Genomic DNA, 11,151 nt, shown 5'->3' with positions numbered 1-11,151 from the left:
GAGAGGGGGGTGCCCGGATGGATCAGGGTGAGTCCATGACCGATGACGAGCTCGGAGAGATCGAAGAGTTGTGCTCGGCGGCGACACCAGGGCCTTGGTTTGTCAGGACTCTGGACGATGAGTCGGCCATGGGGCTAGTGGCTGTAAGCACTACTGCGGACACTGGACAATCTGAAAGGTGGCCGAGCTTTGATCACCGCGAGATTGTCGCCGCCACGTTGGTGCAACACCCTCGCTACGTAGATGTTGCAGATGAATGCTGGGATGAGAATGCGGCATTCATCGCAATGGCCCGGGAGGCCGTTCCGAAGCTCGTGGCTGAGGTTCGGCGCCTGAGGATCTTGCTGTCTGTCGAAGAATCGGACTAAGCATCGATAGCCCGGTCTCTGCCGTGAGCGGATACTGTCCGCTCGTCATGATCCTGTTAAGCCCTTAACCCTCGATGCTCTGCGGCACGATGGGCTCCGTTCTGCGGCGACCCTCAGACGGTGCCCCCGAACGGCTGACCATCAGGCGCAACGAAGGGCGCCCCCGCCGACCACCGGCAGGGGCGCCCTTCGCGTGCTACGCAGGTACTACTTCGACAAGCTCTGCCCCGGCGGTATCGGCGCCGTCGCCAGCGACTGCGGGGACGTCGGGTTGTTCAGGGCCGAGGGGGCGGCCACCGCGGCCGACGGGTCCGGGGCCGGGTCCTCGGCCGGGAGCGGTACGCCGCCCACGATCCGTATCCCCGCCGCGTCCAGGGCACGCTTGATGCGCCAGCGCAGTTCGCGCTCCACGCCCAGCGCCTTGCCCGGCATCGTCTTCGCCGAGACGCGGATCACCATCGAGTCGAGCAGCACCTCGTTGAGGCCGAGGACCTCGACCGGGCCCCACAGGCGCTCGTTCCACGGCTCGGCCTTGGCCATGGACTCCGCGGCCTCGGTGATGGCCGCGCGGACGCGGTCCAGGTCCTCCGTCGGGCGGACCTGGACGTCGACGGCCGCCGTGGCCCAGCCCTGGCTGAGGTTGCCGATGCGCTTGATCTCTCCGTTGCGCACGTACCAGATCTCGCCGTTGTCGCCGCGCAGCTTCGTCACGCGCAGACCGACCTCGACCACCTCGCCGGAGGCCACGCCCGCGTCGATCGAGTCGCCGACCCCGTACTGGTCCTCCAGAATCATGAAGACACCGGAGAGGAAGTCCGTGACGAGGTTGCGCGCGCCGAAGCCGATCGCCACACCCGCGACACCCGCCGAGGCGAGCAGCGGTGCCAGGTTGATGTTGAGGACGCCGAGGATCATCAGGGCCGCGGTGCCCAGGATCAGGAAGGACGCCACCGAGCGCAGGACCGAGCCGATGGCCTCCGAGCGCTGGCGGCGGCGCTCCGCGTTGACCAGGAGGCCGCCGAGCGCCGTGCCCTCCACCGCCTGGGCGCTGCGGTTCATCCGGTCTATGAGCTTGGTCAGCGCCCGGCGGACCAGTACCCGCAGCACCGACGCGATGATCACGATCAGGAGGATGCGCAGGCCGATGGCGAGCCAGGTCGACCAGTTCTCCTCGACCCAGCCCGCGGCCTCCGTGGCCGACTTCTGGGCGTCGTCGAGGGTGACCGGCTTGGTCGTCGGAGCGGTGGGATCGGACGGGGATCCGGCGGCCAGTACGGCGGGCCAGTGCACGGGGGGAACCTCCAGGCATTGCGCTGCCGACGGTGCGACGGCAGGCCAACCACACTAACGGGGCAACGTGTGTGCTTCGTTGCCGTGTTCGGGGGAGAGCGCGCCCGGAGCTGGGGATGTAGTGGGGTGTGGTCGAAAACACTTCAAGGCCGTTACCCGGACGTGGTGGCGCTTCGACCAGGCATGAGGAGAGACTGAAGGCAGATCGTCCCGGCGCGAGCCACGCGCCGCCGGCGTACAAGGAGGCATCCACCGTGCCGCACGTCCTGGTCCTCAACGCGTCGTACGAGCCGCTCGGCGTCGTACCGCTCCGCCGCGCGCTCGTCCTCGTGCTCGAAAACAAGGCAGTCTGCCTAGAGGAATCCGGCGCCTTCATGCATAGCGCGACCCGGGCCGTCGCCGCGCCCAGCGTGGTCCGGCTCAAAAGATTCGTACGGGTCCCCTACCGGGGGCCCGTTCCGCTGACCCGTCGTGCGCTCTTCGCGCGTGACGGCGGGCGCTGTATGTACTGCGGTGGCGTCGCAACCAGCGTCGACCACGTGATTCCGCGCAGCCGCGGCGGTCAGCACGTCTGGGACAACGTGGTGGCGGCCTGCCGCCGCTGCAACCACGTCAAGGCCGACCGGCACCTGCTGGAGCTCGGCTGGCGCCTGCGCCACCAGCCCGCTCCGCCCAGTGGTCTGGCCTGGCGCATCATCGGCACGGGGCACCGGGACCCACGCTGGCTCCCGTACCTCCAACCGTTCGGCGCGGACGACGCCCTGGCCCGGATCGACGGCATTTCCGCCTGAGACCGGGCCTTTGTCGTCCTTGGCCCTGGGGACCGGTCCGCCGGTCCCCAGCTTGCGCGTGCCCGGCTACGGGGCCACGCCGTACGCCTCCACCGACCACAGCGAGTACCCGTACGGGGTCGCCCGTGTCGCGCCCTGCACCCGGATGAAGCGGGTGTCGCGCGCGTCCATGCGGACCGCCTCCCGGCCGCCCCTGCCGTCGCGCACGGTCGCCGCCGTGCGCCAGGTGCGGCCGTCCGGGGAGACCTGCACCGTAAAGGCGCTCGCGTACGCGTCCTGCCAGGTCAGCACCACCAGGCCGACCCTGCTCGGGGCGGGCAGCTCGGCCTGCCACCAGGCGTTGTCCTGCGCCGGGGAGGACCAGCGGGTCGACGGGTCGCCGTCGGACGCCGCGCGCGCCGGGAACGCCGGGGTCTCGTCGCCCGACGAGGAGGCCGCGGCCCCCGCGATCAGATCGGGACCGGCCGTGCGCGGATACGCCCGTACGGTCAGGACGCGCTCCTGCCCGGAGAAGGCGACCGGCACCCGGTACTCGCCCGCCGGGGTGCCCGGCGCCACCGACACCTCCACCGGGACGCTCGCCGCCGCGCCGCGCGGGACCGTGAGCGCGCCGGGGGCCTTGACGGTGATGCCCCGGGGCGCCTTCGCGCTGAGCGTGCCCCGCACGTCCGCGGGCCGGGTGGACGTCAGTACGGCCGCCACCCGCAGCGGCTTCCCGCCGATCTCCGCGTCCGCCTCGTCCCGGGCGAGCTCCAGCCGGGCCCGCGGCTCGTCGGCGAACCACGGGACCAGATGCCGTACGGCCCGTACGGAGGCGGCCGGGCCGGTCACGCGGACGGCGTCGGCGCGCACGCCCCGCGCGGCGCTCTGGGTCCAGCCGCTGGGCGAGAGCGGCCCGAGGCTGCGCCAGCCCACGCCGGGCAGATGCACCTGCACCAGCGCCCCGCCCTCGGCCCAGGCGACCCGCCCGGGACCGGGCCCCGGCCCCCACGCGGCGTCCTCGACGGGCTGGGCGCCCGCCGTGGCCCAGGCCGGCGGGCCCGAGCCGGGGCCGACCGAGGGGCTCGGCCCGGCGCCCGAGTCGTCCATGACGGTGACCGCCTCCACCGGGCGGACCCGGCCCAGGCGCACGGTGTACGCGTCCGGCGAGACACTGACGTCCCCGGCAGGCCGGTCCGCGCCCGTCCAGGTGGCCGAGGCCCCGGCCGCGCGGGTCAGGAACACGTCCAGGACGCCCTTGCCGACGGTGACCGAGCCGGTGGCGGCGGCCCGGCGCAGCGGCTCCAGGGCGAGCGTGGCCCGCCAGGCGGCCGCGCCGTCGCCGTGCGCCTGCGCCTGGAGCATGTCGACGGCGGTCTCCCCGGCCCGGCCGTACCGGGCGAGCCGGTCGGCCCACGGGCGCACCTCGTCTGCGAGCGCGCCGCTGTCCGCGAGCCGGGCGGGCGTCTGCCGCATCACCGTGAACGCCGCGCGCAGCCGCGCCGCCGCCCCGTCCCGCGCCGCCGCGTCCGCCGCGCCGCGCGAGGTCCAGAACGCGTCGAGCAGCGGGCGCAGATAGGCCGACTCGGCGCTGCTGAGGACGGACGACGAGTCGTTGCCCGCCAGCGCCGTGAGCGCCTCGCCCAGCGGCGCGTCGCCGTCCGCGAGGTCCGCGATCGCCGCCCGCCAGGAGGCCTCCGGCTCGTAACCCTGCGGGTTCCAGGCGTAGTCGGCCGCCGTGAACAGCGGGATGCGGGAGGCCGACGCCTGCGCCATGGCGTTGGTGAGCAGGGCGGCCGAGCCGGTGGCGACGGCGGGCTCGCGGCCCGTGTAGGGGCCGAGGAAGATCCGGCCGGGCGCCCAGTCGTTCACCGGGTAGTTGTCCATCGTCACCAGCGGATGCCCGAACGCGGCCCGGGCGCCCGCCAGTTCGCGCCCGGTGATGGTGCGCGGCACCACCCCGACGCCCGTCCAGGCGACCTGTACACGCGCGTCGAGCCCGTCCGCCAGGGCGGAGCGGTAGGTGGTGGCGCCCTCCTGGTAGTACTCGGTCGGCATCAGCGACAGCGGCTGCGCGCCGGGGTGGCGCTCGGCCAGGTGCGCGGCGACGGCGTTGGCCACGCGCGCGTGGGCGCGGGCCGCGGCGGCGGGTCCCCGTCCGAAGGTGTCCGCGTCCCGCCCGCAGTGCCACTCGCTGTAGCTGACGTCCTGGAACTGGAGCTGGAAGGCGCGCACGCCCAGCGCCCACATCGAGTCGAGCTTGCGCAGGAGCGCCTTGAGGTCCTTGTCGGAGGACAGGCACATCTCCTGGCCGGGCGCGACCGCCCAGGCGAGAGTGACGTGGTTGGCGGCGGCGCGGGCGGCGATCGCCCGGAAGTCGGCGCGCTGGTCGGCCGGGTAGGGGTCGCGCCAGCGGGCCTGGCGGTACGGGTCGTCGCCCGGCGCGTACAGATAGCGGTTCTGCTTGGTGCGGCCCATGAAGTCGAGCTGGCCCAGGCGCTGTTCGCGCGTCCAGGGCTGCCCGTAGAAACCTTCCGTCGTGCCGCGCACCGCCGTGGCGGGCCAGTCGCGCACCCGCACGCCGGGCAGCGTGGCGTCGCCCCGCCGGTCCTGCCCGAGGAGCTGGCGCAGGGTCTGCACCGCGTGGAAGAGCCCGTCCTCGCCGACCCCGTCGAGCGCGACCGTGTCCCGCCCGCCGGCCCGGCCGACGCCGATCCGGTACCCGCCGGACGGCAGGTCCCCGCGCTCGGCGACCCGCAGGGCGCGCAGCGCGTCCTGCGCGCCGCTCCCGCCGACGCGGAACACCGGCCCGGCGCCCCGGAGTCCGTAGTGCAGGGTGGTGACACCGGCCTTGTCCAGTACGTCCGCGAGCGCGGCCACCGCGTACGGGTCGGCGCCGGGGTCGGTGATCAGGACGGCCTCGGAGCCGAGGCGCAGCCCCGGTCCCGCGTGCTTGACGGACTGCGGCCGGGGCCAGACCGCCGGGGTGTCGTCCCGTACCGCGTCCTTCGACGGGCCCGTGGCGGAGGGCTGTTCGGGGGCCGCGGGATCCACGGGTGCCGCGAGGGCGCCGGGCGCCGCGCCGAGCAGCCCGCCGATGACGGCGACCGCGACGGCCGTCGCTCGCTTTCCGCGCCCGAACTGCACGCCATCTCCTCGCCTAGGCACCGCTTTTGCGGCCCCCGCGCCGCCGATCGGCCCCGAGCCCACCACCCCCGTGGCGAGGGTGTCAATGCGCGTGACTGTTGTGCCGGAATTGCCCGTTCCGGTGGCTGCGGAACGGGCTGCGGTTGACTCCGGGGGAGACAAAAACCGGCCGCCGGAGAGCGGAACGTGAGCCACCGGGAATGCGGCGCACGGCTACCAGGAGTGCGGCGCACGGGCCGCCGGGAAGTGGAATCCGGGCCGCCGTCCGATGGCGTGCACGAGCGTTCCGAGTGACGGTCGTGACACCCCCCACGTTGTACGTCTGGGAGTCCGCCCACGGGGTAGGGCTGCTGTGTCCCCCATTGCCGACCCTCGTGGAGCCCTCCGTGGCCGTCTCCGCCCTTGAACAGCCCCTGACCAGCGAACCTCCGCTGGCCGACGCCGAACCGCTGACCAGCGAGCCCCCGCTGACCGAGGCGGCGCCCCTGACCAGCGAACCGACCCCGGTGGTGGCGCCGGCCGGAGCCTGACGCCATGACCCTCGCCCGGCTCGCCGCGCTGCACGGCGTCGCCACGTCCTACGCCCCGTCGGCCGACCGTACGGTCCCGGTCCCGGACGCCACGGTCGTCGCCGTCCTCGCGGCGCTGGGCGTCGACGCGGCCACCCCGGAGGCGGTGAGCGCGTCCCTCGCCGCCGCCGAACTGGCCGCGGCGGCCCGCCTGTTGCCCCCGACCGTGGTCCACTGGCACGCCCAGGACCCGCCGTCCGCGCCCCCGCTCCCGCCCCCGTTGGTCGCCGCCCTGCCGCCCGGCACCCGCGTCCGTATCGAGGCGGAGGACGGCGGGGAGGCCGACTGGACGGCGCCGGGCACCAAGGCGGCCGGGCCGAAAGCCCCCTGGCCCGCCCTCCCGCTCGGCGTCCACCGGGCGACCGCCCGCACCCCCGACGGCCGCACGGCCCGCACCACCCTCGTGGTCGCCCCCGAGCGCACCCCGCAGCCCCCCGCCCGCACCCACGGCTTCCTCGTGCAGCTCTACTCGCTGCTCTCCGCCCGCTCCTGGGGCATGGGCGACCTCGGGGACCTCGCCGAGGTCGCCGGCTGGGCCGGGCGGGCCGTGGGGGCGGGGTTCCTCCAGGTCAACCCGTTGCACGCGGCCGTCCCCGGCACGCCCACCGACCCGTCCCCGTACCGCCCCTCCTCGCGCCGCTTCCCCGACCCCGTGCACCTGCGGATCGAGGACATCCCGGAGTACGCCTACGTACGCGAGCGGAAGCGGCTCGACGAGCTGCTGAAGGCGGCGGACGCGCTGCGCCGGTCGGTGCTCGACGACGGCGAGCTGATCGACCGGGACGCGGTGTGGGCGCTGAAGCGGGAGGCCCTTGAGGCCGTCCATACGGTGCCGCAGGCGCCCGGGCGGCGGGCCGCGTACTGCGACTATCTGGCGCACCAGGGCCAGGCCCTGGAGGACCACGCCACCTGGTGCGCGCTCGCCGAGCGGTACGGGCCCGACTGGACCCGCTGGCCGGGCGGGCTGCGCGACCCCCGCTCGGCCGCCACCGCCCGCGCCCGGCGCGAGCTCATCGACCGGGTCGACTTCCACACCCGGCTCGCCTGGCTGACGGACACTCAGCTGGCCGCCGCCCAGCGGGCCGCCCGGGACGCCGGGATGGCGGTCGGCCTCGTCCACGACCTGGCCGTCGGGGTGCACCCGGGCGGCGCCGACGCCTGGGCGCAGCAGCGCACCTTCGCCCAGGGCATGTCGGTGGGCGCGCCCCCCGACGCCTTCAACGCGCGCGGCCAGGACTGGGGGCTGCCGCCCTGGCGCCCCGACGTCCTCGCCGCGTCCGGCTACGCCCCGTACCGGGGACTCCTGCGCAATCTGCTGCGGCACGCCGGAGCCCTGCGCATCGACCATGTGATGGGCCTGTTCCGGCTGTGGTGGGTGCCGCGGGGACAGGAGCCGACGGCGGGCACCTATGTGCGCTACGACGCGGAGGCGATGCTCGCCGTGCTCGTCCTGGAGGCCCACCGGGCGGGCGCCGTGGTCATAGGGGAGGACCTGGGCACGGTCGAGCCCGGGGTACGGGAGGCCCTGAGCCGGCGCGGGGTGCTCGGCACCTCGGTGCTCTGGTTCGAGCGCGACTGGGAGGGCACCGGCCGCCCGCTGCCCCCGGCCGCCTGGCGCGAGGCCTGCGTGGCCACCGCCACCACCCACGACCTGCCGTCCACGGCGGCCCGGCTCACCGGCGAGCACGTCGGACTGCGCCACCGCCTCGGGCTGCTCACCCGCCCGCTGGCCGAGGAGCAGGCCGAGGACGCGGCCGAGGTGGGGGAGTGGCTGGCCTATCTCGCCCGGCTCGGGCTGCTGCCCGAGGGCGCCCGGGGCGAGGAGGGCGCGGTGCGGGCGGTCTACCGGTTCCTGCTGCGCACCCCGGCCCGGATGGTCGGCGTGTGGCTGCCGGACGCGGTGGGCGACCGCCGTCCGCAGAACCTGCCGGGCACCTGGGACCAGTACCCCAACTGGCGTCTGCCGGTGGCAGGTCCCGACGGCCGCCCGCTCGCCCTGGAGGACGTGGTCTCCTCGCCCCGGCTGCACGGCCTGATGCGGGTGTTCGCGTCCTGGCCGGGCCCCGCGGCGGCGGGCGCGCGGACTCGTACGGCACCCCCGGGCGCGCGCCCCACTTAGGCGTTCGCTACGTTTGCACCGTGGACAAGAAGAACACCCTGCGCGCCGGCGCCGTGGCAGCCGGTACGACGCTGATGATGCTGCTCATGTCGGCCCCCGCCCTCGCGGTCACCCGCGACGACGGCGACGACCCGGGCTCCGGCCTGAGCGTGTTCGACACGATCGGTCTGTACGTGATCGCGCCCCTCGCGCTCTTCGCGGTCATCGCCGGTCTGGTCATGGTCCTCGACAAGTCGAAGAAGGCCTGACCGACCGCGTTTCACGCGCTGTGAGGCGCTTTGCGGTACGAGTGGCACTCGTACCGCAAAGCGCCTTTTCTTCTTTCTGTTCCGATTTCCGTTCCGGTCGCCTCAGTGCGCCGAGAGCAGCTTGCGCAGCAGCCCGTTCAGCTGCTCCGCCTCCGCCGCGTCGAGCACCCCGTCCAGCACCTCGTGCTGCATCTCCAGGCCCGCCGTCACCGACTCGTCGACGAGCTCCCGGCCCTTGTCGGAGAGGGTGACGCGCAGCCCGCGCCGGTCGTTCGGATCCGGGCTGCGGCTCAGCAGCCCGGCGTTCTCCAGCTTGTCCAGCCGTCCGGTCATCCCGCCGGTGGTGAGCATCAGGGTCGCCGAGAGCTGGCGCGGCGAGAGCGTGTAGGGCTCGCCGGAGCGCCGCAGCGTCGCCAGTACGTCGAACTCGCCGCGCGAGATCCCGAACCGCTTGTACACCTTCTCGACCCGGTCGCCCATGGCCCGGGAGATGCGGTAGATGCGCCCGTAGACGGCCATCGGAACGGTGTCGAGGTCGGGTCTGACCTCCGCCCACTGCGCGGCGATGGCGTCGACGGGGTCACGGGGGGTCGCAGTCATGGGCACCAGTATCCGAGCGGATTGGATCGGGCGCAAGAAAGTTGCTTGACGAAAAGTAGCTTACGAGTAAGCTACTTTCCATGAAGCGAACCCAGAGCCGCATAGCCACCGTCGCCCTCACCGCCCTCGCCCCGGTCTCCTGGGGTTCCACCTACGCCGTGACCACCGAATTCCTCCCCGCCGACCGGCCGTTGTTCACGGGCATGATGCGGGCGCTGCCCGCCGGGCTCGCGCTCCTCCTCGTCACCCGGCGATTGCCACGCGGGGAGTGGTGGTGGAAGGCGGTGATCCTGGGGGCGCTCAACATCGGGGCCTTCTTCCCGCTCCTCTTCCTCGCCGCCTACCGGCTGCCCGGCGGCATGGCCGCCGTGATCGGCTCCCTCGGACCGCTGTGGGTGGCCGGGCTCGCCGCGCTCTTCCTCGGTGAACGCCCGTCCCTGCGGACCCTGCTCACCGGGATCGCGGCGGCCCTCGGGGTGACCCTGGTGGTCCTGAAGGCGACGGGGGCACTGGACGCCGTCGGAGTCGCGGCCGGGGTCGCCTCGTCCGTGGCGATGGCGGCGGGGACCGTGTTCACCAAGAGGTGGGGACGGCCCGAGGGGGTCGGGCCGCTGGTGCTCACCGGGTGGCAGCTGACCGCGGGCGGACTGCTCATCGCGCCGGTCGCCTTCCTGATCGAGGGCGCACCGCCCGCGCTCGACGGACGCAACCTCGCGGGCTACCTCTACCTCGCCCTGGTCAACACCGCCGTCGCGTACTGGCTCTGGTTCCGCGGCATCGGCCGCCTCACCGCCACCTCGGTCACCTTCCTCGGCCCGCTGTCGCCGCTCGCCGCCGCCGTCATCGGCTGGGCCGCGCTCGGCCAGGCGCTCACCCCGCTCCAGCTCACCGGGATGGCGATCGCCTTCGGGGCGACGCTCGCGGGCCAGTACGTGCCCCGGGCCGCGAAGGCCGCCAAGCTCGAAGCGGCCAAGCTCGAAGCCGCCAAGCTCGAACCGTTCACTTCTCCTAAAGAGATCAGTCGAAAAGATTCGATGGACGTGATGGTTTCGTCGGTGCGACGGTAGTCCGGAACCGAACGAACCGAACGAACCGAACGAAGGAGCACCGGCCACCGTGGCAGTCCTGGAGCGCGTCCGCACCACACCGACCATCGCGAGGGTGAGCCGGGCCGCAGGCCCCGGGCTCGCCCTCGCGGGCGTCGCGACCGTCGTCTGGTCGGGCAGCTTCGTCGCCTCCCGGGCCCTGCACGACTCGGTGCCCCCCGTCCAGGCCGCCTTCTGGCGCTGGATCATCGCCCTGGTGGCGGTGGCGCCGTTCGCGGCCCGCGAGACCTGGCGCCAACGGGCCCTGATCCGCCGCCACTTGCGCTTCCTCCTGCTGGCCGCCCTCCTCGGCGTCACGGTCTACAACACGCTCGTCAACCAGGCCGGACTCTCCACCTCCGCGGGCAACATGGGCATGATCATGGCCGCCTCGCCGGTCCTGATGGCGCTGTACGAGCGGCTCGGCGGGCAGCGGCTCGGGGCGCGGCGGACGGCCGGGATGCTCGTCGCCTGCGCCGGGGTGCTGCTGCTGGTGAGCAAGGGCTCGCTCGCGCCGAGCTTCGCTGCCGGGGACCTGTGGATGGTCGCCGCCGCCGTCTCCTTCGCCTCGTACAGTGCCCTGCTGCGCCGCCGCCCCGCCGAACTCGGCGGCCTCGCCTTCCTGTTCACCACGTTCGCGCTGGGCGCGCTGATGCTGGCGCCGGTGTACGGGGTGAGCCTCGCCGTCCAGGGCGGCTTCGCGGCGACGCCGGGGACCGTCGGGCCGCTGGTGTACGTGGGAGTCCTCTCCTCCGCGGTCGCCTTCTTCGCCTGGAACAAGGCGATCGCGCTGATCGGCGCGGCCCGGGCGGGCGTCGTCTACTACCTCCAGCCGGTCTGCGTGGCCCTGCTCTCCTTCGCCCTCCTGGGCGAGGCGACCGGCCCGGGCCAACTGCTCTGCATGGCGCTGATCCTGGGCGGAGTGGTGCTGGGATCACGCCGGTAGCGCGGTCGG

10 protein-coding genes are annotated in these 11,151 nt (G+C 73.8%); 7 read left to right on the top strand and 3 right to left on the bottom strand.

The window, feature by feature from the left end; all coding sequences use genetic code 11:
• Window positions 1-35 precede the first annotated feature (35 nt).
• Complete coding sequence (locus OG965_RS16060; RefSeq protein ID WP_371652758.1) at window positions 36-368, top strand: hypothetical protein; 333 nt, start codon at window positions 36-38, stop codon at window positions 366-368.
• A gap of 207 nt (window positions 369-575) precedes the next feature.
• On the opposite strand, the gene OG965_RS16055 is transcribed toward OG965_RS16060, so the two are convergent.
• A complete protein-coding gene (locus tag OG965_RS16055; RefSeq protein WP_371652757.1) occupies window positions 576-1,658 on the bottom strand; it encodes a mechanosensitive ion channel family protein in 1,083 nt (360 codons plus the stop codon).
• 254 nt (window positions 1,659-1,912) lie between these two features.
• Here OG965_RS16055 and OG965_RS16050 point away from each other — a divergent pair, with 254 nt between their 5' ends.
• Window positions 1,913-2,449, top strand: a complete 537-nt coding sequence (locus OG965_RS16050; protein WP_361387815.1) for an HNH endonuclease — start codon at window positions 1,913-1,915, stop codon at window positions 2,447-2,449.
• 66 nt (window positions 2,450-2,515) lie between these two features.
• Here the strand turns inward: OG965_RS16050 and OG965_RS16045 are convergent, their stop codons facing one another.
• The gene (locus OG965_RS16045) at window positions 2,516-5,575 is read right to left on the bottom strand and encodes a beta-N-acetylglucosaminidase domain-containing protein (protein ID WP_371652756.1); all 3,060 of its coding nucleotides are present in this window, start codon (window positions 5,573-5,575) and stop codon (window positions 2,516-2,518) included.
• Between the two features lie 350 nt (window positions 5,576-5,925).
• On the opposite strand from OG965_RS16045, the gene OG965_RS16040 reads away from it, so the two are divergent.
• Genes OG965_RS16040 through OG965_RS16030 form a run of 3 tightly spaced genes read left to right on the top strand, consistent with a single transcriptional unit; the run spans window position 5,926 to window position 8,511 of the window.
• Complete coding sequence (locus OG965_RS16040; RefSeq protein WP_329404543.1) at window positions 5,926-6,105, top strand: hypothetical protein; 180 nt, start codon at window positions 5,926-5,928, stop codon at window positions 6,103-6,105.
• Between the two features lie 4 nt (window positions 6,106-6,109).
• Window positions 6,110-8,263: a 4-alpha-glucanotransferase gene (gene malQ, locus OG965_RS16035; RefSeq protein ID WP_371652755.1), complete on the top strand. Its 2,154-nt coding sequence runs from the start codon at window positions 6,110-6,112 to the stop codon at window positions 8,261-8,263.
• Between the two features lie 20 nt (window positions 8,264-8,283).
• Window positions 8,284-8,511 (top strand): hypothetical protein, encoded by a 228-nt coding sequence (locus OG965_RS16030; protein ID WP_371652754.1) that lies wholly within the window; start codon window positions 8,284-8,286, stop codon window positions 8,509-8,511.
• A gap of 102 nt (window positions 8,512-8,613) precedes the next feature.
• Here OG965_RS16030 and OG965_RS16025 read toward each other — a convergent pair whose 3' ends face one another.
• The gene (locus tag OG965_RS16025) at window positions 8,614-9,111 is read right to left on the bottom strand and encodes a MarR family winged helix-turn-helix transcriptional regulator (protein ID WP_371652753.1); all 498 of its coding nucleotides are present in this window, start codon (window positions 9,109-9,111) and stop codon (window positions 8,614-8,616) included.
• 80 nt (window positions 9,112-9,191) lie between these two features.
• Here OG965_RS16025 and OG965_RS16020 point away from each other — a divergent pair, with 80 nt between their 5' ends.
• Together OG965_RS16020 and OG965_RS16015 are read left to right on the top strand one after the other, a co-directional pair.
• A complete protein-coding gene (locus tag OG965_RS16020; protein WP_371652752.1) occupies window positions 9,192-10,178 on the top strand; it encodes an EamA family transporter in 987 nt (328 codons plus the stop codon).
• A gap of 58 nt (window positions 10,179-10,236) precedes the next feature.
• Window positions 10,237-11,142, top strand: coding sequence for a DMT family transporter (locus OG965_RS16015; protein ID WP_371656951.1), 906 nt, complete (start codon window positions 10,237-10,239; stop codon window positions 11,140-11,142).
• Window positions 11,143-11,151: the final 9 nt, after the last annotated feature.

It is taken from the genome of Streptomyces sp. NBC_00224 (assembly GCF_041435195.1).
GTDB lineage: Bacteria > Actinomycetota > Actinomycetes > Streptomycetales > Streptomycetaceae > Streptomyces.
Note: the sequence above shows the minus strand (reverse complement) of the source record. Positions and strands in the feature narration are given on the sequence as shown.

Excerpts from the sequence above, each read along its gene's own strand:
- OG965_RS16060 (WP_371652758.1), top strand. The coding sequence starts at position 36 with ATGACCGATGACGAGCTCGGAGAGATCGAAGAGTTGTGCTCGGCGGCG.
- malQ (WP_371652755.1), top strand. The coding sequence starts at position 6,110 with ATGACCCTCGCCCGGCTCGCCGCGCTGCACGGCGTCGCCACGTCCTAC.
- OG965_RS16025 (WP_371652753.1), bottom strand. The coding sequence starts at position 9,111 with ATGACTGCGACCCCCCGTGACCCCGTCGACGCCATCGCCGCGCAGTGG.
- OG965_RS16020 (WP_371652752.1), top strand. The coding sequence starts at position 9,192 with ATGAAGCGAACCCAGAGCCGCATAGCCACCGTCGCCCTCACCGCCCTC.